Here is an 18,440-nt window from a genome sequence, read left to right as displayed (position 1 = left end):
ACTATTTATTAATATCATCCGCCCAGATAGGCCGAGCGTACCGCTTCATTAGCTAACAATGCCGCACCGGTATCTTCCAACACGATATGACCGTTTTCAAGCACATAACCCCGGTCAGCCAGTTTCAGCGCCTGGTTGGCATTTTGCTCCACCAGGAAGATGGTCATGCCCTCTTCTCGCAGTTGCTGGATAGTATCAAAAATTTGCAGAATGATAATCGGTGCCAGCCCCAGCGACGGCTCGTCCAGCAGTAGCAAACGCGGCTGGCTCATTAGCGCACGGCCAATCGCCAGCATCTGCTGTTCACCGCCGGACATGGTGCCAGAACGCTGGGCGCGTCGTTCATACAGACGCGGGAACAGATCGTAGACGCGCGCAATGCGCTCCTGATACTGATCGCGCTCGGCAAAGAACCCACCCATCGCCAGATTTTCTTCTACCGTCATACGGGAAAAGACGCGGCGGCCTTCTGGCACAATCGCGATGGCCTCACGCATAATCTGCGCAGTCTGCCAGTGTGTGATGTCCTTACCGTCAAACGTGATTGTGCCTTCCGTCGCACGCGGATCGCCGCACAGCGTCCCCAGCAGCGTGGTTTTACCGGCACCGTTGGCACCGATCAACGTGACAATCTCACCCTGATTGATATGCAGGCTAACCTGATGTAGCGCCTGAATTTTTCCGTAGTGGGCAGAAACCTGATGTAATGACAGCATAAACGTTATCCTTCACCCAGATATGCACGGATGACATCCGGGTTGTTACGAATTTCAGCTGGGGTGCCTTGTGCCAGCGGCGTGCCCTGATTGACGACATAAATTCGATCGGAAATTCCCATGACCAGCTTCATATCATGTTCAATCAACAGAACAGACACCTCATGACTATCACGCAGCTCCGCAATCAGCTGATTTAACTCGTCAGTTTCTTTCGGGTTCAGACCCGCTGCGGGCTCATCGAGCATCAACAGCTCAGGCCGCGTCACCATGCAACGGGCAATTTCCAGACGACGCTGATCGCCGTACGCCAGATTCCCCGCCTGACGGTTCGCTAAATCCAGCAGGCCTATACGTTCCAACCACACGGCCGCACGCTCTTGCGCATCCGCTTCCGCGCGACGAAAGCCCGGTGTTTTCAGCAGCCCAGCAAACACACCGCTTTTCAGGTGTTGATGCTGTGCGACCAGCAAGTTCTCGATCACCGTCATTTCACGGAACAGACGAACGTGCTGGAACGTACGTACCACGCCCATACGGGCAATGGCCTGTCCGGGCAGCCCTTCCAGATGACGATCGCGCAGCATGATGGTGCCACCACTCGGACGATAAAAACCAGTCAGGCAGTTAAAGACCGTGGTTTTTCCCGCCCCGTTAGGACCAATCAGCGAGACGATTTCGCCCGCATGAATATCCATTTCAACGTTGTTGACCGCCAGCAGGCCGCCAAAACGCATCATCAGACCTCTGACTGATAACAGTGGCTGCGTGCTCATGCTTGCTCTTCCTTCTTCGCGACTTTCAACTTCATTTCAGGACGCTTCATCGGCAGCAAGCCTTGCGGACGCCAAATCATCATCAGAACCATCAATGCACCCAGCAACAGCATGCTGTATTCATTCAGATCGCGCATCAGCTCACGGGACACGACCAGCAGAATCGCAGCGAGTATGACCGCAAACTGCGAGCCCATGCCGCCCAGCACGACAATAGCCAGCACAAAGGCCGACTCTGCAAACGTGAACGATTCAGGACTGACAAACCCTTGACGCGCGGCAAACAGCGTACCGGCGAATCCCGCGAATGCGGCGCTGATGGTGAAAGCGGTCAGCTTGATGCGCGTTGGACTCAGCCCCAGAGAACGACAGGCGATTTCATCATCGCGTAATGCTTCCCAGGCACGTCCCAGCGGCATCCGCAGCAGACGGTTAATCACAAACAGAGTCAACACGACCAGCAGCAGCGCGACCAGATACAGGAAGATAATGCGGTCGCTGGGGTCATATTGCAGGCCAAAGAAGTTGTGGAACGTATCCCATCCACCATCGCGTGCGCTGCGGCCAAATTCCAGACCAAAGAAGGTCGGTTTAGGGATCTGGCTGATGCCGTTCGGGCCACCGGTAATTTCGGTATTATTCAACAACAGGATACGGACAATTTCACCGAACCCGAGCGTCACAATCGCCAAATAGTCACCGCGCAGTCGCAGCACCGGGAACCCCAGCAGGAAGCCAGACAGCGCCGCCACCATGCCCGCCAGCGGCAAACTTTCCCAGAAGCCCAATCCGTAATAGTGGTTCAGCAGCGCATAGGTATACGCGCCAATGGCGTAAAACCCACCGTAGCCCAAAACCAGCAGACCGGACAGACCCACTACAACGTTCAAGCCCAGACCCAGCATCACGTAAATCAGCGTGAGGGTAGCGATGTCCACCGTACCGCGCGAGACCAGAAACGGCCAGGCGATCGCGGCGATAATCAATGCCGCAGCCAATACCTTCTGCCGTGGCGTACTGCCATCAAAGCTCGGCAGAACCAGTGACGGTGCGGAAAATTTCTTGATGCTTTGCTGGAAGAACGGGCGAATCAACTGGAAGAAGAACACCACGATGCAGCCCGCACCAATCCAATACCAGCGAACTTCATCGGCACCGCGCACCACAAGTTTGGTGCCATCCAGCGCCAGTTGCATGCCCATTAAAAACGAGGCCAGCACCAGCAGCATGAACGCGGAAACAAACGCATTAAACAGGTTGAGCTGTTTCATACCTTCTCAACCTCCGGGCGACCCAGAATACCAGTTGGCATCACCAGCAGCACCGCTATCAGCAGCGCAAATGACACCGCATCTTTGTATTCCGTACTCAGGTAAGCGGACGTCAGCGCTTCGGCTACACCCAAAATCAACCCGCCGATCATCGCGCCAGGGATACTGCCAATCCCGCCCAGCACCGCAGCCGTAAAGGCTTTCATCCCGGCCATAAAGCCGATATAGGGGTTGATGACACCGTAAAATTGTCCCAGCAACACACCCGCAACAGCGGCCATGAGTGCGCCAATAACGAAGGTCAGAGAGATAACGCGGTCGGTGCTGATACCCAGCAGGCTGGCCATTTTCAGGTCTTCCGCACAGGCGCGACAGGCGCGCCCCATACGGGAATAGCGAATAAATAGGGTCAGCGCCAGCATGGCGAGGAATGTCACAATCCAGATGGTCAACTGCATGGTGCTAATGGTGGCGGCAAAGCCATTGCTTTCGCCCAGCACCCACTGCCCGGTCACCAGACTCGGCAGCGCAACATCACGTGAACCCTGATTCAGGCTGACGTAGTTTTGCAGGAAAATCGACATCCCGATGGCAGAAATCAGTGCAATCAGACGCTTTGACGTTCGAACAGGCCGATAGGCCACCCGTTCGATACTCCAGCCGTAGGCGCTGGAAATGACCACGGCGGCAACGAAGGCGACGCTAATCAGAAGCCAGCCAGCATCGATGCCCATCATCATCAGAGCCGCAATAACGATAAAGGAAACATAGCTACCGATCATGTAAACCTCGCCGTGCGCGAAGTTAATCATACCGATAATGCCGTAAACCATGGTGTAGCCAATGGCGATCAGCGCATAGGTGCTGCCCAACGTCAGGCCGTTGAACATCTGCTGAAGAAAGTAGAGGAACTGCTCGGACATACCTTAACCTTAAATGCCGCCCCCGCGCCTTGCGGCAACGGGGGCTTCGGTATTGAGGGATTAGTAGTGGTACACACTCAGAAAGCGAAGAATGCTCTCCACGTCGAAAAGGCAGGCAACGGCATTTATCCGTTACCGCCTCCCCGACATGATGATTATTTCACTGCGCTGGAAGTACCGTCTTTGTGCCACTCAAATACGCCAAATTCAAACCCTTTCAGGTCGCCTTTTGCATCCCAGCTTAATGGTCCCATTACGGTATCCACGGAGTTCGCTTTCAGATCCGCGACCAGTTTTTCTGGCTCATCACTACCGGTACGTGCCATCGCCGTGGTCAGTGATTGCAGCGCAGCGTAGGTCGTCCAGACGAATGGGCCCGTTGGGTCCAGCTTCTTGGCCTTCAGCGCATCCACAATCGGTTGGTTAGCTGGCACCTGATCATAACGCTTCGGCAGCGTCACCAGCATGCCTTCAGATGCATCACCTGCGATGTTAGACAGCGAGGAGTTACCCACACCTTCTGGGCCCATGAACTTGGTTGTCATACCAGCCTGACGCGCCTGACGCAGAATCTGCCCCATTTCCGGGTAGTAGCCGCCGAAATAAACGAAATCCACGTTTTCTTTCTTCAGACGCGCAACCAGCGTGGAGAAATCTTTGTCACCCGCCGTCACACCTTCAAACAGCACAACATTCGCACCGGCTTTTTTCAGGCTATCCTGAACAGAGCGGGCAAGACCTTCACCGTATTGCTGTTTGTCATGAACCACGGCGATACGCTGCGGTTTGAGGGTTTCGACAATGTATTTCGCCGAAGTTGGCCCCTGATCGGAGTCCAGCCCCGTCGTGCGCAGCACCATTTTGTAGCCGCGCGTCGTCAAATCGGCGTTGGTTGCCGCAGGCGTAATCATGATCACGCCTTCTTCTTCATAGATATCAGATGCTGGCTGCGTGGAGGAGGAACACAGATGCCCAATCACGTAACGGATACCGTCATTGATGACTTTGTTCGCGACGGCAACCGCCTGCTTAGGGTCACACGCGTCATCATATTCAACGCCAACCAGTTTGTTGCCGTTTACGCCGCCTTTTGCGTTGATATCGGCAATAGCCTGACGTGCGCCAATGAATTCCATATCACCATACTGCGCAACGGGACCAGACATCGCGCCAACAACCGCAACTTTAATATCGGCAGCATTAACAGCGTGGCTAAACGCCACCGCCACGCAACTCATCAGCAATACTTTACCTTTACTGAATTTCATTCTTTTTACCCCATCTGTCATTATGGATATTGCCGAAAACCTGACCGCCATCCGCCATAACCTGGCTATTTTCTTATAAGTAAGAAAGGCTTAGGTTATTATTAGTAATAATTTCTAATAAGGCTTTATTTTTCATATTATTAAACAGGAATATTATGCTGCAAATCAACTAACACTGTCAGAAACAAGCGGAGCAAACAGCATAAAATGCCAGATGCAAAAACCAGCATTTAATTTATATATAGTCAGATATTCTACTTTATGCATTAATTGTTGATGGATTACTCGAAAAACAAAGAATGAGAAAAACATTTGCCCTATTAACCATAACGCTCAAATTACACAACTGTTCCACTACAAAACAACTACATTATTCTTCACTCACATGATGGAGTGCCGATAAAAATGAAACTAACCGTTGAATGCCTCACCCGGTTCAGCCCTCAGGATAAAATTGATCTGGCGAAAATTTGGCCGCATCAGAACATTGAGTTACTCGAAGAAGGGCTCACGCTCGATCGGCGGTTGTTTACCGCCCGTTTTAACGATCGGCTGTTAGGCGGAGTATTGGTCGAGATTGAAGGGGAATATGCGGAACTGAGCGATCTGATGGTGCGAGAAGTCACGCGGCGACGTGGCGTAGGGCAACTTTTGATTGACGAAGCGCGTCGTCAGCTTCCTGAGGTTAAAGAGTGGTGGCTGGCAACGGCCAATCATGCCGCGATCAAAGAGGACGTGCTGGCACGGTTTATGGTGTCCTGCGGCTTCTCACCGGTATCCGGCGGCTGGCGTTATATCCGTAGAAAAGAAACGCCGCTGATTCTTGATGCCATCAATTCAGAGAAGCCGTAAACCGCCCTCGAATTCCTGCCGCTCACCGCAGACACAAACAAAACGACCGGGCATTACCCGGTCGCTTACCAAGACACAATGAAAGCAATTAGGCTTCTATTGCTGCCCGCAGTTTTTTCATCGCATTCTTTTCTAACTGACGCACACGCTCGGCGGAAACACCGTATCGGTCAGCCAGTTCCTGCAAGGTGGATTTGTTGTCATCATCCAGCCAGCGCGCGCGAATAATGTGCTGGCTACGTTCATCCAGCCCTTCCAACGCATAAGTGAGCTTATCGGCTGCATGCGTTTCCCAGTTGTCTTCTTCAATGCCATCGGCAAAGTCAGACGATTTATCCTGTAAGTAAAGCATCGGCGACATCGCTTTGCCGTCGTGAGAATCCTCTTCCGGCGTCGGATCGAACGTCATGTCCTGTGCCGCCATACGGGATTCCATCTCGCGCACGTCTTTACTGGTCACCCCAAGTTCACGCGCGACCAATTCGACTTCGTCCTGATTAAACCAGCCGAGGCGCGTTTTCGTCTTACGCAGGTTAAAGAACAGTTTACGCTGTGCTTTAGTGGTCGCCACTTTCACGATACGCCAGTTACGCAGCACGTATTCATGAATCTCAGCTTTGATCCAATGCACGGCGAAAGAAACCAGACGCACGCCAACCTCAGGGTTGAAGCGACGTACCGCCTTCATCAGGCCGATATTCCCTTCCTGAATCAGATCTGCCTGCGGTAGGCCGTAGCCGGAATAATTGCGGGCAACGTGAATAACAAAGCGCAGGTGTGACAGAATCAGGTGCTTAGCAGCCTCCAGATCGCCCTGATAATGCAGTCGTTCAGCCAGCGCCCGCTCTTCCTCCGCCGTCAGCATCGGATAGGCATTGGCGGCACGAATATACCCTTCCAGACTGCCCTGGGGAACTAAGGTGAAAGTTTGCATATCGTTGGTCATTCAACCCTCTCAATTACTCTGCTCGTCATATTACAGTCGGCTATCTTAGCACTGCTTCACCGCATCGTTTTGCGCGAAAATGGCAAAATGCGGCACCTTAAAGCGTATTTATCGAATACCTTAAAATCCGTCTATTCAGACTGTGATTTCGCTCGCAAGTTCCTATCATTTTATTCACCTCATGCCAGAGATCAAGCAGGAGACAAACGAACGGTGGATCAAGGGGAAAGCACAGCGGGAAGTACAAAGAAGAGATGGCGCTGAGGAGGTTTCCCCTGCAATACGGTCTGAATTACAGGGGAAAATTATACCAGAAAAAGCTTACTGTGGTGTAAAACGACGTAAATGTTGTACCGTTGCCAGCCAGGCGGCCAGCCAGCCAATCATACCGGCGATTAACAGCAGCAGCAGGGACTCATCCCAGCTCAGCCCTTTGACGGCAAACGTCGTACCGAAGACGGCAGCAACCTGCGCCACCACCGCATCCAGTTTCCAAACCAGCGCCTGCGATAAAATCAGCGACAGCACCGCCCCACCCAGCCCCATCGCCGCCCCACCATTCAGGAACGGACGCAGAATAAAACCGTCCGTCGCGCCGATCAGCTTCATTACGTTGATGGTTTCACGGCGGCTGAAAATACTCAGACGCACGCTGTTACCGATGACCAGGAAGACGGCAACGATCATCAGGATACCAATCGTCGCTGAAATTTGTCCGACAAGGTTAGTCAACGCCACCAGTCGTGCGAACCAGCTGTCGTCCATCCGTACTTCATCCACGCCCTGCGCCGCCGCCACGCGGTCGCGCAGCGTCGTCAACGTGGTGGAATCCTGAAAGCTCATTTTCGGCGTGATAATCGCGACTGCCGGCAGCGGATTTTCTTCCAGCATATCCAGCGCGCCGCCAAAACCAGACCAGTTGCGGAACTCGCCCATCGCTTCATTACGCGACAGATAATTGACTTTATCAACGCCGTCTTCGGATTGAAGCTGCGTGATGACAGCCTGCGCGGCGTTGTCATCCAGCGATTTATCCAGATATACCGTCAACTGTGGCGATGGATACCACTGTGTGGCGGCCTGACTGACGTTTTTCCATACCAGATAACAGATGCTGGGCAACGCCAGCGAGATGGCGATGACCATCACAGTCAAAAAGGTAGCAAGCGGCTGGCGCAGCATATCAGCCAGCGTATTGGTCCAGGCATAGCGCCACTGTTCCTGCCAGCCACCGCGTAGTGCTTTCGCTTTTGCGACAGGCTTTTTCGCATTACGGACGTTATTCGCCATTGTGGTTTCCCCCCACCATGCGGCCATCCGATAGCGTCAGCACACGGTAATGACGGCGAGCGATCAGCCCGGTATCATGCGTCGCCATCAGTACCGTGACGCCAACACGATTGAATTCTTCAAACAGGCGTAAAATCCCTTCTGACAATGCTTCGTCCAGGTTGCCAGTCGGCTCATCCGCCAGCAACACGGCGGGTTTATTCACCACCGCGCGCGCAATGCCCACACGCTGCTGTTCACCGCCGGACAGTTGGATAGGATAGTTTTTCGCTTTATCCAGCAGGCCCACCTTGTCCAGCGCCGCAGAGACCCGACGACGAATATCCTCACTGCTGGCACCCGCGATAATGAGCGGCATCGCGACGTTGTCATAGACCGTGCGTTCCATCAACAGGTGGTGATCCTGAAAGATCATGCCGATCTGACGTCGCAGGAATGGAACTTCGCGTTTTTTCAGGCGGCTAATATTGTGGCCGCCAAACAAAATCTGACCCGCGCTGGGACGTTCAATGCCACAAATCAGCTTCAGCAGGGTACTTTTCCCCGCGCCGGAATGGCCAGTTAGGAACGCCATTTCCGCAGGGCGCAGATGGAAATCCACCCCTTGCAATGCCTGACGCCCACCGAGGTAAGCTTTACTGACTTGTTCAAAACGAATCATCCGTTTTAATCCTCTCGGGCAAAAAGTGCCTCAATAAAATCGTCGGCCTTGAATGGCCGTAAATCTTCAATGCCTTCACCTACCCCAATATAGCGGATAGGAATCGCAAACTGGTCGGCAATGGCGAAAATCACCCCGCCTTTCGCGGTGCCGTCCAGTTTAGTCAAGGTAATACCCGTCAGCCCGACCGCTTCATTGAACAGCTTGGCCTGGCTCACTGCATTCTGCCCAGTGCTCGCATCCAACGTCAGCATCACTTCATGCGGCGCGTCTTCGTCCAGCTTCTTCATCACGCGCACAATCTTTTTCAGCTCTTCCATCAGGTGCGCTTTGTTCTGTAAACGCCCCGCGGTATCTGCGATCAGGACATCAATACCGCGCGCTTTCGCGGCCTGAATCGCATCGAAAATCACCGATGCCGAATCCGCACCCGTATGTTGCGCGACCACCGCCACATTATTGCGCTGTCCCCAGACCTGAAGCTGCTCGACGGCTGCCGCACGGAAGGTATCTCCCGCCGCCAGCATCACAGATTTACCCTGTGCCTGGAACTGACGAGCCATTTTGCCGATGGTGGTGGTTTTGCCCACGCCATTAACGCCAACCATCAGAATGACATACGGCGTTTTACCTTCGATATTCAGCGGGGCGTCCACCTTAGCAAGGATCTCCGCCATTTCTTCTTTCAGCTTCACAAAAAGCGTATCAGCATCTTTCAGTTGGCGGCGACTGGCGTGTTCCGTCAGGCTGCCGATGATCTTACGGGTCGTCTCGACCCCAACATCCGCAATCAGCAGTTGTTCTTCCAGTTCATCAAACAGATCGTCGTCGATTTTCTTACCGCGAAACAATCCGATAAATCCGGAACCTAAGTTCTGGCGCGTTTTCACCAGGCTGCGTTTCAGGCGGGCGAAGAAACCTTCTTTCGTTGGGCGTTCTTGTTCCTGCGCCACAACAGGCACGTCATCTAACTGCGCGGGTTCTTGTTCTTCGTCCTGCACGATCGGATCGAGAGCATCCCGATCGAGGACGTCATGCTCGATCGGGTCACGATCGTCTGTTGCGGGAATAATCGGAGACGACGCGCTAACGTCTGGGGCTACATGTGTCGATTCGCCTGCCGCAACGGTATCCTCACGCTCAGCGACCAATGGGGTCAACGCTTGCGCTTCAACCTCTCTCTTTTCGTCAACAACGCTATTTTCTTCCACTACCGATTCTTCCGGCAGAGGTTGCTCTACGCGCTCCGGCGTAGGCTCAACGGTCTGGTGAGTCGATGCGGCGGCATCTGATTCAGCAACGGGCGCATCTTCAACGACCGGCTTCTCTTCTTGTTTTTCTTCCTGTTTCCCAAGTCCCAGCCAGGAAAAAAAACCGCGCTTCTTTTCTTTTGACATGTGTAATCGCGCTCCACGCTGCTCACCGCAGCGAATCAATCAATGAAAATCATATTTAAACAACAAGTTTAACACTTTCCTGCCGACAGCAACACGCAGCCAGCAGGAGCAATGGCAGACAATCTTCCTCGCTACTCACAATCTTCGTAACGAAAGGCAATGTCCGTAACGAAGTGTGTCAGACGCCGCGTGTTACCCGAAGACCGCCGACAGCACAAAATTTTGGCTTAAGCGCCTTAACGCCCATCTTAACATTCCCTCTACACGTAACCGCCGTTAGAATAGCGCCAGAAATTTCCTGCCCGCATCCACACCATGATGATGCGGCACAACAATAACCCTGTGAGCTATGGCTAAAAAAAATGCATCGTCAGCCGCCGGACAAATCCGAATCATCGGTGGTCAATGGCGCGGCAGAAAACTCCCGGTACCTGATAGCCCCGGTTTACGCCCCACCACTGACCGCGTGCGGGAAACATTGTTTAACTGGCTGGCTCCCGTGATTCAACAAGCGCGCTGTCTGGACTGCTTTGCTGGCAGCGGCGCACTCGGGCTGGAAGCGCTGTCCCGTTATGCGGCTCATGCCACATTATTGGAGATGGAGCGTGCAGTCGCCCAGCAATTAACGCAAAATCTGGCGCTGCTTCGGGCGGAAAACGCTGAGGTGGTCAATACTGATGCCCTGAACTGGCTGGCGCAACCGGGTACGCCGTTCGACGTCGTGTTTCTCGATCCGCCGTTCCGCAAGGAGCTGATGAACAACACGCTTGCTCTGCTGGAACAACAGGGCTGGCTGGCACCAGACGCGTGGATTTACGTGGAAACCGAAGCGGAAAATGCGCAACTGACCATCCCAGAGAATTGGCAACTACACCGTGAAAAGATTGCGGGTCAGGTCGCCTACCGTTTGTACATCCGTCAGTGATCTTTGCAGCAACATAAGGGTAAGAGATGATTTTGATTAACCTTGGCAGATTATTGATGCTTGGCGTGTGGGGATTTCTGTTGCTTAACCTGATTCAGCCGTTTCCCAAGCCGTTGAATATCTTCATGACCGTGGCGATGATATTTATGATTCTGATGCACGGTTTCCAACTGCTGCTGCTGAAATCCAGCCAACCGAAAGACAGCCCTGCGCTGAACCGCGCGCTTCAGGCACGTATTTTCCTTTTTGGCGTGTTTGAACTACTGGCGTGGCAGAAAAAACAGCCTAAGCCGCCGAAGCCGTAACCGCTTCCGGGACACAATATTTCCTGGGGCACCAAGCATCAATACCGTGCCCTTTCGTTCCGCAGAGGGCGCACCGCAAAAATCAGGACTTTTTACCGGGAAGGTAAGGGAACGCGGTGACGTTATCGCCTAAATCAGAAATGCGAGCGCTGCCTTTTTCCGTCACGGCATCAATACGAATAATCGCCTGCAAAGGGATGAAACTGCGGCTAACGCCGGAGAATTCCGTTTTTAGCTTCTCGGTTGACGGGTCAACCAACAGCGTAGACTGACTATCAAACACAAAGTCGGCAATTTCAATAAAACCGAACAGGCTGCTTTGTACCAACTCACGCACATAAAGCTGGTAGTTCTTACCGTTATTTATAAATTGAATACGATAAAGTGCGGATTCATTACTCATTCAACACAATGCTCCTTTCAGCGACGTCGCGGCGCCCATCTACAATAAAAACAGGCGATAACATAACATGAAGCTCACAGAAGGCGTATCCGTCTCACGCCGTGTTGTTTAACTTCCTCACAATCCCCTACACTGGATAAAGAACGGTTTATTTTTATCCTGACACAAACAAAAACACAAAAAGGACACGCTATGCTTTGGTCATTTATTGCTGTGCTTTTTTCTGGTTGGCTGTATGTGGACGCCAGCTATCGTGGCCCAACGTGGCAGCGTTGGTTATTCAAACCCGTCACCATGCTATTGCTGCTGGCGCTAGCCTGGCAGACACCGCTGCTCAGCGTGCCGGGCTACCTGATCGTGCTGGGGTTACTGGCAACGCTGGTGGCAGATACCCTGCTGCTGCTCCCGACTCAACGCCTGCTTTACGCCTTTGCGGCCTATTTCCTTTCCCATTTGCTGTACACCATCGGGTTTTTTACCGGGCAAGTCTCGTTCACGTTTTTCTGGCCGCTGGCATTGACGCTGATCGTGGTGGCTGCACTGCTTATCGCCATTATTTGGGGGCGACTGGACGCACAGCGCTGGCCTGCCTGCGCATTTATTATCATGACGACGCTGATGGTCTGGATTGCCGGTGAACGTTATTTTGCGCTGGGGACAAACGCGAACTTCTCCCTGCTGACGGGCACCGTACTGCTGTTTATTGCCCATGCGGTATGGCTGATTCACCATTATCGTTTCCCGTTCCGCGCCCATCAGGCGATTGTGGCGGCGGGCTATTTTGGCGGCCATTTCTTGATTGTTCGCTCCCTCTATTTCTGACGTTCGCGGCGCTCACGAAAATCTGGCTAAGCCTTGAGCGGCGGTGTAAAGTTCCTGATGAGAATGGCAATCACTAATAACCCAGGAGGAAGACATGCACTCTCATCAGCACCATCACAGCGCTGAGAAATCAGCCTGCTGCAATAACGGCGTTCACCATGCGCCACGCAGCACCACGCACAGCACTAAAAGCTGCTGTAGTGAACACACCCAGCATTCGAGCCACGCCGACCACAGTTGCTGTTCAACCAAACACACGTCTGATGCCGTAGTACAGACCGCGTGTGGCACAGAGCAGCATTCGTCAGACAGCGGCGGTAGCGCGGATTCTGACGACCCCGACGGTGGCGACAGCGACAGGCCCCGACCCAACCAGCGTTTCAGCTGGAAAATCAGCGGAATGGATTGTCCCAGCTGCGCACGTAAAATCGAAAATGCAGTAAAAAATATCACCGGAATTGAACAAGCCAAAGTGCTGTTCGCCACCGAAAAACTGGTGGTTGATGCCTACACCGATATTCGCCCTCAGGTTCAACATGCTGTTCAGCAAGCGGGCTTCACCTTGCAGGACACCGCACTCCCTATTGCACCACCCGACACCTCTACCGTACGTCGTTTCGTACATGAATATGGTTTCTTAATACTTTTCACTTTGCTGGCTGCTGCAAGCTGGGGACTTTCCCTGCTAAGCGAGCGCGGCGGGCAGATCGCGTTTATCGCAACCACAATTGTCGGGCTGATTCCAATCCTGAAAAAAACGGTGCAGCTCATTCGTACGGGTACACCCTTCGCGATTGAGACGCTAATGAGCGTGGCCTCCATCGGGGCGCTCTTAATTGGTGCCACCACCGAAGCCACCGTTATTTTGCTGCTGTTTATGTTGGGCGAATATCTGGAGTCTTACGCGGCAAACCGCGCCCGGCGTGGCGTAACGGCACTGATGGCGCTGCTTCCTGAAGACGCAACGGTCGTCGGAAACGGGCAGCGACGCCTCGTCCCTGTTGCGAGTCTGGTCCCCGGTGATGTCATTGAAGTCGCCCCCGGCGGGCGACTCCCTGCCGATGCGGAGCTATTGAACAACGACGCCAGCTTTGATGAAAGCGCCCTGACCGGCGAATCGGTGCCCGTTGAGCGCACACCGGGTGAAAAAATTGCCGCAGGTAGCCTGTGCGTCGATCGGGTTGTGCAGTTACGTGTGGTTTCACAGCCGGGCAACAGCGCCATCGACCGCATTCTGCAACTGATAGAAGAAGCAGAAGAGCGGCGCGCACCGATAGAACGCTTCCTTGATAAGTTCAGCCGCTACTACACACCAGCCATCATGCTGCTGTCACTGCTGGTGATTTTGGTGCCGCCATTGCTGCTGGCACAGCCGTGGCAAGAGTGGATTTATCGCGGTTTGACGCTGCTGTTAATCGGCTGCCCGTGTGCACTGGTGATTTCAACGCCTGCGGCGATTACGTCTGGACTGGCTGCGGCAACGCGCCGTGGGGCGCTGATTAAAGGCGGTGCAGCGCTGGAGTCGCTGGGCAGCATCAAGACCATCGCGTTTGATAAGACGGGTACGCTGACGGAAGGCAAGCCGCAAGTGACGGACGTGTTACCCGCCACAGGTATTAGCGAAACGGCGCTGCTAACGCGAACCGCCGCAGTGGAGTCAGGCTCGCACCATCCGCTTGCCAAAGCCATCGTCCAGCATGCGTTGTCCAGCAGCACATTTCTGCCGATGGCAGAAAACCGTAAAGCGCTGGCAGGTGTCGGCGTTGAAGGTACGATAGGCGGCAAACGGATTCAGGTCAGCGCCCCAACTCGCATCACGCCCAATCTGCTTGATGCTGACTGGTTGCAACGGGTTGATTCGCTGGAAAGCGAAGGGAAAACCGTGGTGGTAGTGCAAGAAGACGACAGGCTGCTAGGTTTGTTGGCGTTGAGCGATACGCTGCGCCACGATGCGCGTGAAGCGTTGGATGCCCTACAGCAGTTGGGGATTCGCGGCGTCATGCTCACGGGCGATAATCCCCGTGCGGCGGCAGCCATTGCCGCGACATTGGGGATCGATTACCGAGCCAGCCTGCTCCCTGCCGATAAAGTTACGGCAGTCAGCGAATTGAGTAAGCAGCACCCCGTAGCGATGGTGGGCGACGGCATCAACGACGCGCCAGCGATGAAAGCCGCAACCATCGGCATCGCGATGGGAAGCGGTACAGATGTGGCGCTGGAAACCGCCGATGCAGCATTAACCCACAGCCGCCTGACTGGGCTGGCGGCCATGATTAGCCTGTCGCGAGCGACGCAGCATAATATTCGTCAGAACATTACGATCGCACTGGGGCTGAAAGCCGTATTTCTGGTCACCAGTATTCTGGGCATTACCGGGCTGTGGCTCGCCGTGCTGGCGGATTCCGGCGCAACGGCACTGGTCACCGCCAACGCGCTGCGGCTGCTGAGAAAACAGGACTAATCGCAGTCTACGGTGCGCGGTGTAACGCCGCGTACCTGCGGCTGGAAGTATGACGAGTATTAACCCTTGCGCAGCAGATAACGATAGGGAAGCTGTTCGGTCTCCTGCGCCAGAAGCTCATGCTCCATATACACGCAAAAACCGGGAATATCGCGAGTGGTGGCCGGATCGTCGGCAATAATCAGCAGCGTTTGCCCGGTTTCCATCTGGCGCACCGTCTTACGTACCATCATCACAGGCTCAGGACAGCGCAACCCCTGCGCATCAAGGGTTTCATCCGGGTTGGTAAAGGGATCGGTCATCAACATTCTCAGTACTGGAATCAAAAAACCGCCTTAGTTTACGCTGAGGATTTCCCGACGCAAGCGACGACAACGTTTGCGCAGAAAACAACCATCTTTTCCTGGCAAAAGACATTGCATTAGCGAGGCAATTGCGTATTATGCCGCCGCGTTGCAGCATAAATCTGCACGTTATTCCTTGGGTTCCCTAACCCCAATAACCAAAAAGGTCACATTATGTATCGTTTTACTCCCCAGCAGCGGCTTACGGCGCTGATCTGGCTATCGTTGTTCCATGTCCTGATCATTACGTCGAGTAATTATCTGGTTCAGCTCCCGGTATTGATTTTCGGTTTTCATACTACCTGGGGCGCGTTTACCTTCCCGTTTATTTTTCTGGCCACTGACCTGACGGTTCGGGTTTTCGGTGCACCGCTGGCGCGTCGTATCATTCTGACCGTCATGGTGCCTGCGTTGGCGATCTCCTATCTGGTTTCGTCACTGTTTTATCAGGGATCGTGGCAGTCATTCGAGGCGCTGAGTCAGGTGAATATCGTCGTGGCACGTATCGCCTGCGCCAGCTTCATGGCATATGTTCTCGGTCAAATTCTGGATGTCCACGTTTTCAATCGACTGCGTCAGAATCGTGCGTGGTGGGTGGCACCAGCTGTTTCAACCGTGTTTGGTAACTTCAGCGACACGCTGGCCTTTTTCTTCATCGCGTTTTACCGCAGTACCGATGCTTTCATGGCAGCAAACTGGGTCGAAATTGCGATGGTGGATTATGCCTTCAAACTGCTTATCAGTCTGGCGTTCTTCCTGCCGATGTACGGTGTCATGCTGAACATGGTGCTCAAACGCCTGAGCGAGCAGAAAAGCACTGCCGACTATCACTCCGCCAGCAGTCACCATTAATTCTTATCGGGCGGTGATTCACACCGCCTTTTTCCTTAAGCCACTCATCGTTTTGTAAAAATAACGCAGGCTCAAACAATGGTTTGCAACAACAAAACGCTTGTTTTTGCTATCTGAATAAGGTGCCATACTGTTATTACCTGTTTAAAAAGATTACCTGTTAAAAAACGAGAGAAAGGGAACCTATGTCGAATGTAATCAAATACCTCGGTGTCGGCCTGCTTGTCGGCCTGCTTGCTGCCTGTGATGGCAAAACGGATGACGCCGCAAAAGCGGGCGCACAAGATAAACCTGCCGCCGCAGCCAGCGCGGGCCAGAACATTGAATTACTGGAGGGTAAAATTGCGTTTACTCTACCAGCCGATATGAGTGACCAAAGCGGTAAAGTCGGTACACAAGCAAACAACATGCACGTTTACGCGAATGACAACGGGCAGAAAGCTGTCATCGTGATTCTTGGCGATGACACCACGGACGAGTTGGCCGTGCTGGCACAGCGTCTGGAAAATCATCAGCGCTCGCGTGACGCCAACCTTCAGGTCGTCACCAACAAAACCATCGACGTTGACGGCAAGAAGCTGCAACAGCTCGACAGCATTATCACTAGTAGCGGACAGCAGGCTTATTCCTCAGTAGTACTAGGCAAAGTGGAAAATCAACTGCTGACCTTGCAGATCACGCTGCCAGCCAGCAATCAGCAACAGGCGCAGAGCGAAGCGGAAGGTATCATCCACACGCTGAAGCTGAAATAATCGACGCTATCGTCTGAGAGTAGCCACTTCGGTGGCTATTCGAAGGACATAACAAAGCACGCAGAGCGGCGATAATGGATAGATCGTAAAGACGCTGTAAATACATCCATGTACGCTCGAGCCGCGCCATCCTTGGCGCGGACGCTTTACTCTTCTATTCCATTATCCCCGTTTTCATTTCATGAATTAGGATTGTCTACGGCCTGTATTGTCATTCTCTTATACGCTGGTGATTCGCTGAGTCAGCCGCCACGTCAGCGTCAAACCAGCCAGTCCTAGCAGCGCCGCCGCCAGATAAATAGAAGCGATGCCGGTGTAGCCCATCAGTACGCCCGCCACTGGCCCGACGATGCCCAGCGACAGATCGAGGAATATCGTATAGGTTGCCAGCGCACTGCCCTGATTCTGTGGTGATACCGCCTTGACGGCCACAACCCCCAATGCTGGGAATACCAAAGAGAAACCCGCCCCTGCGAGGAATGCGCCGACTTCCGCCATGAGCGGTTGCACCGCGCCCCACACCAGCAGCAAGCCTACAATTTCAACCACAAAACACACCATCGCGACGCGCAGCCCGCCAAACCGCTGAATACTGTTAGGGAAAACCAGCCGCGCCCCAACAAAAGCGCAACTGAAAATGGTCAGCGTCAGCGCAGCCCCATCCCAATGACGATCGGCATAAAACAACGTGATGAATGTGGCGATCACGCCAAAACCCGCAGAGGCGATCGCCAGAATAATGCCGTAAACCCAGACTTTCCCCAGTACTTCGCGGAAGGGAATCTTTTTACCGGGCGCGACCTGCACGGCCGGACGCGGCAGCGCGAAGATAATCGCCACGGCGGCGATGAGAATGATGCACACCGAGAGCAGCTTTAGCCCACCAACATGATTGAGCCAGACGCCGAGCGGTGCACCAATCGCCATCGCACCGTACGTCGCGATGCCATTCCACGAAATCACGCGCCCGATATGTCGGGAGCCCACCACGCCAACGCCCCAGAGCGTTGCACCGGTTCCTGCAAAGCTCTGTCCGGCACCCAGCACGACACGTCCGAGACACAGCAGCAGCAGCGTGATCGCGGGCGACGCATCGCTAAAGGCAGCAAACAGATAAAACACGCCGCTCAGCATGACACCGACTAATCCCCAAACGACAATCTTTTTCGGCCCTTTTTCATCAGCACTGCGACCGGCATGGGGGCGGCTCAATAGCGTGGAGAAATATTGCAGGCTGATGACCAATCCGGCCCAGAATGCGCTATAGCCAAGGTGGTCATGCACATACCCCGGCAGCACCGCCAGCGGCAGACCAATATTCAAATAGCTGGCGAAGTTGAACGCCACAATCGAAACGATACTCAGATTAAGGCGCAGACCACTCAGCGCCGGTTCGGATGGGGAAGGTGTTGGCATGGAAAATTCACTCGCTTAACGTCCGTGTATGACGTACGTTCAAAAAACATCGAAAAGTAA

At 53.7% G+C, this 18,440-nt stretch carries 19 protein-coding genes; 7 read left to right on the top strand and 12 right to left on the bottom strand.

Annotation, left to right across the window (positions count from 1 at the left end; all coding sequences use genetic code 11):
- Positions 1-14 precede the first annotated feature (14 nt).
- The 5 genes from livF to E2566_RS00500 form a co-directional block, all read right to left on the bottom strand.
- Positions 15-716, bottom strand: a complete 702-nt coding sequence (livF, locus tag E2566_RS00520; RefSeq protein ID WP_107168658.1) for a high-affinity branched-chain amino acid ABC transporter ATP-binding protein LivF — start codon at positions 714-716, stop codon at positions 15-17.
- Positions 717-721: 5 nt separating this feature from the next.
- Positions 722-1,492: a high-affinity branched-chain amino acid ABC transporter ATP-binding protein LivG gene (gene livG / locus E2566_RS00515; protein WP_107168657.1), complete on the bottom strand. Its 771-nt coding sequence runs from the start codon at positions 1,490-1,492 to the stop codon at positions 722-724.
- The gene (locus tag E2566_RS00510; protein ID WP_107168656.1) at positions 1,489-2,763 is read right to left on the bottom strand and encodes a high-affinity branched-chain amino acid ABC transporter permease LivM; all 1,275 of its coding nucleotides are present in this window, start codon (positions 2,761-2,763) and stop codon (positions 1,489-1,491) included. The genes livG and E2566_RS00510 overlap by 4 nt, the downstream gene beginning before the upstream one ends.
- The gene (gene livH / locus E2566_RS00505; RefSeq protein ID WP_107168655.1) at positions 2,760-3,686 is read right to left on the bottom strand and encodes a high-affinity branched-chain amino acid ABC transporter permease LivH; all 927 of its coding nucleotides are present in this window, start codon (positions 3,684-3,686) and stop codon (positions 2,760-2,762) included. Before livH ends, E2566_RS00510 begins: the two co-directional genes overlap by 4 nt.
- Before the next feature lie 155 nt (positions 3,687-3,841).
- Positions 3,842-4,954, bottom strand: a complete 1,113-nt coding sequence (locus E2566_RS00500; protein WP_107168654.1) for a branched-chain amino acid ABC transporter substrate-binding protein — start codon at positions 4,952-4,954, stop codon at positions 3,842-3,844.
- Between the two features lie 405 nt (positions 4,955-5,359).
- On the opposite strand from E2566_RS00500, the gene panM reads away from it, so the two are divergent.
- Positions 5,360-5,806: an aspartate 1-decarboxylase autocleavage activator PanM gene (gene panM, locus E2566_RS00495; RefSeq protein ID WP_107168653.1), complete on the top strand. Its 447-nt coding sequence runs from the start codon at positions 5,360-5,362 to the stop codon at positions 5,804-5,806.
- 88 nt (positions 5,807-5,894) lie between these two features.
- On the opposite strand, the gene rpoH is transcribed toward panM, so the two are convergent.
- From rpoH to ftsY, 4 genes are all read right to left on the bottom strand, one after another.
- Positions 5,895-6,752 carry an RNA polymerase sigma factor RpoH gene (rpoH, locus tag E2566_RS00490; protein WP_107168652.1) on the bottom strand — a complete coding sequence of 286 codons (858 nt, stop codon included), beginning with the start codon at positions 6,750-6,752 and terminating at the stop codon, positions 5,895-5,897.
- 321 nt (positions 6,753-7,073) lie between these two features.
- A complete protein-coding gene (gene ftsX / locus E2566_RS00485; RefSeq protein WP_107168651.1) occupies positions 7,074-8,042 on the bottom strand; it encodes a permease-like cell division protein FtsX in 969 nt (322 codons plus the stop codon).
- Positions 8,032-8,703 carry a cell division ATP-binding protein FtsE gene (gene ftsE, locus E2566_RS00480; RefSeq protein ID WP_005976428.1) on the bottom strand — a complete coding sequence of 224 codons (672 nt, stop codon included), beginning with the start codon at positions 8,701-8,703 and terminating at the stop codon, positions 8,032-8,034. Before ftsE ends, ftsX begins: the two co-directional genes overlap by 11 nt.
- A gap of 5 nt (positions 8,704-8,708) precedes the next feature.
- The gene (gene ftsY / locus E2566_RS00475) at positions 8,709-10,100 is read right to left on the bottom strand and encodes a signal recognition particle-docking protein FtsY (RefSeq protein WP_107168650.1); all 1,392 of its coding nucleotides are present in this window, start codon (positions 10,098-10,100) and stop codon (positions 8,709-8,711) included.
- 349 nt (positions 10,101-10,449) lie between these two features.
- On the opposite strand from ftsY, the gene rsmD reads away from it, so the two are divergent.
- Both rsmD and E2566_RS00465 read left to right on the top strand, forming a co-directional pair.
- Positions 10,450-11,025 carry a 16S rRNA (guanine(966)-N(2))-methyltransferase gene (rsmD, locus tag E2566_RS00470; protein ID WP_107168649.1) on the top strand — a complete coding sequence of 192 codons (576 nt, stop codon included), beginning with the start codon at positions 10,450-10,452 and terminating at the stop codon, positions 11,023-11,025.
- Positions 11,026-11,054: 29 nt separating this feature from the next.
- Positions 11,055-11,330, top strand: a complete 276-nt coding sequence (locus E2566_RS00465) for a DUF1145 family protein (protein WP_165800638.1) — start codon at positions 11,055-11,057, stop codon at positions 11,328-11,330.
- An 82-nt stretch (positions 11,331-11,412) separates the two neighbouring features.
- Here E2566_RS00465 and E2566_RS00460 read toward each other — a convergent pair whose 3' ends face one another.
- On the bottom strand, positions 11,413-11,733 hold the full coding sequence (locus E2566_RS00460) for a DUF1820 family protein (protein WP_107168647.1): 321 nt from the start codon (positions 11,731-11,733) through the stop codon (positions 11,413-11,415).
- A 192-nt stretch (positions 11,734-11,925) separates the two neighbouring features.
- On the opposite strand from E2566_RS00460, the gene E2566_RS00455 reads away from it, so the two are divergent.
- Positions 11,926-12,555 carry a lysoplasmalogenase gene (locus tag E2566_RS00455; protein WP_107168646.1) on the top strand — a complete coding sequence of 210 codons (630 nt, stop codon included), beginning with the start codon at positions 11,926-11,928 and terminating at the stop codon, positions 12,553-12,555.
- A 94-nt stretch (positions 12,556-12,649) separates the two neighbouring features.
- On the top strand, positions 12,650-15,016 hold the full coding sequence (locus E2566_RS00450) for a zinc/cadmium/mercury/lead-transporting ATPase (RefSeq protein WP_107168645.1): 2,367 nt from the start codon (positions 12,650-12,652) through the stop codon (positions 15,014-15,016).
- 59 nt (positions 15,017-15,075) lie between these two features.
- Here the strand turns inward: E2566_RS00450 and tusA are convergent, their stop codons facing one another.
- Positions 15,076-15,318, bottom strand: coding sequence for a sulfurtransferase TusA (gene tusA / locus E2566_RS00445; protein ID WP_107168722.1), 243 nt, complete (start codon positions 15,316-15,318; stop codon positions 15,076-15,078).
- 216 nt (positions 15,319-15,534) lie between these two features.
- Here tusA and E2566_RS00440 point away from each other — a divergent pair, with 216 nt between their 5' ends.
- Together E2566_RS00440 and E2566_RS00435 are read left to right on the top strand one after the other, a co-directional pair.
- Entirely contained in the window at positions 15,535-16,212 is a 678-nt protein-coding gene (locus E2566_RS00440) for a 7-cyano-7-deazaguanine/7-aminomethyl-7-deazaguanine transporter (protein WP_107168644.1), read from the top strand.
- Between the two features lie 185 nt (positions 16,213-16,397).
- Positions 16,398-16,964 carry a DcrB family lipoprotein gene (locus E2566_RS00435; RefSeq protein ID WP_107168643.1) on the top strand — a complete coding sequence of 189 codons (567 nt, stop codon included), beginning with the start codon at positions 16,398-16,400 and terminating at the stop codon, positions 16,962-16,964.
- A gap of 219 nt (positions 16,965-17,183) precedes the next feature.
- On the opposite strand, the gene E2566_RS00430 is transcribed toward E2566_RS00435, so the two are convergent.
- Positions 17,184-18,380, bottom strand: coding sequence for an MFS transporter (locus E2566_RS00430; protein ID WP_107168642.1), 1,197 nt, complete (start codon positions 18,378-18,380; stop codon positions 17,184-17,186).
- Positions 18,381-18,440 lie beyond the last annotated feature (60 nt).

This window comes from Pectobacterium punjabense (genome assembly GCF_012427845.1).
GTDB lineage: Bacteria > Pseudomonadota > Gammaproteobacteria > Enterobacterales > Enterobacteriaceae > Pectobacterium > Pectobacterium punjabense.
This window is presented reverse-complemented; position numbering and strand designations above follow the sequence as displayed.

What these genes read in the sequence shown, in the direction of transcription:
- livF (WP_107168658.1), bottom strand. Translation starts at nt 716, where the DNA reads ATGCTGTCATTACATCAGGTTTCTGCCCACTACGGAAAAATTCAGGCG.
- livG (WP_107168657.1), bottom strand. Translation starts at nt 1,492, where the DNA reads ATGAGCACGCAGCCACTGTTATCAGTCAGAGGTCTGATGATGCGTTTT.
- E2566_RS00510 (WP_107168656.1), bottom strand. Translation starts at nt 2,763, where the DNA reads ATGAAACAGCTCAACCTGTTTAATGCGTTTGTTTCCGCGTTCATGCTG.
- livH (WP_107168655.1), bottom strand. Translation starts at nt 3,686, where the DNA reads ATGTCCGAGCAGTTCCTCTACTTTCTTCAGCAGATGTTCAACGGCCTG.
- E2566_RS00500 (WP_107168654.1), bottom strand. Translation starts at nt 4,954, where the DNA reads ATGAAATTCAGTAAAGGTAAAGTATTGCTGATGAGTTGCGTGGCGGTG.
- panM (WP_107168653.1), top strand. Translation starts at nt 5,360, where the DNA reads ATGAAACTAACCGTTGAATGCCTCACCCGGTTCAGCCCTCAGGATAAA.
- rpoH (WP_107168652.1), bottom strand. Translation starts at nt 6,752, where the DNA reads ATGACCAACGATATGCAAACTTTCACCTTAGTTCCCCAGGGCAGTCTG.
- ftsX (WP_107168651.1), bottom strand. Translation starts at nt 8,042, where the DNA reads ATGGCGAATAACGTCCGTAATGCGAAAAAGCCTGTCGCAAAAGCGAAA.
- ftsE (WP_005976428.1), bottom strand. Translation starts at nt 8,703, where the DNA reads ATGATTCGTTTTGAACAAGTCAGTAAAGCTTACCTCGGTGGGCGTCAG.
- ftsY (WP_107168650.1), bottom strand. Translation starts at nt 10,100, where the DNA reads ATGTCAAAAGAAAAGAAGCGCGGTTTTTTTTCCTGGCTGGGACTTGGG.
- rsmD (WP_107168649.1), top strand. Translation starts at nt 10,450, where the DNA reads ATGGCTAAAAAAAATGCATCGTCAGCCGCCGGACAAATCCGAATCATC.
- E2566_RS00460 (WP_107168647.1), bottom strand. Translation starts at nt 11,733, where the DNA reads ATGAGTAATGAATCCGCACTTTATCGTATTCAATTTATAAATAACGGT.
- E2566_RS00455 (WP_107168646.1), top strand. Translation starts at nt 11,926, where the DNA reads ATGCTTTGGTCATTTATTGCTGTGCTTTTTTCTGGTTGGCTGTATGTG.
- E2566_RS00450 (WP_107168645.1), top strand. Translation starts at nt 12,650, where the DNA reads ATGCACTCTCATCAGCACCATCACAGCGCTGAGAAATCAGCCTGCTGC.
- tusA (WP_107168722.1), bottom strand. Translation starts at nt 15,318, where the DNA reads ATGACCGATCCCTTTACCAACCCGGATGAAACCCTTGATGCGCAGGGG.
- E2566_RS00440 (WP_107168644.1), top strand. Translation starts at nt 15,535, where the DNA reads ATGTATCGTTTTACTCCCCAGCAGCGGCTTACGGCGCTGATCTGGCTA.
- E2566_RS00435 (WP_107168643.1), top strand. Translation starts at nt 16,398, where the DNA reads ATGTCGAATGTAATCAAATACCTCGGTGTCGGCCTGCTTGTCGGCCTG.
- E2566_RS00430 (WP_107168642.1), bottom strand. Translation starts at nt 18,380, where the DNA reads ATGCCAACACCTTCCCCATCCGAACCGGCGCTGAGTGGTCTGCGCCTT.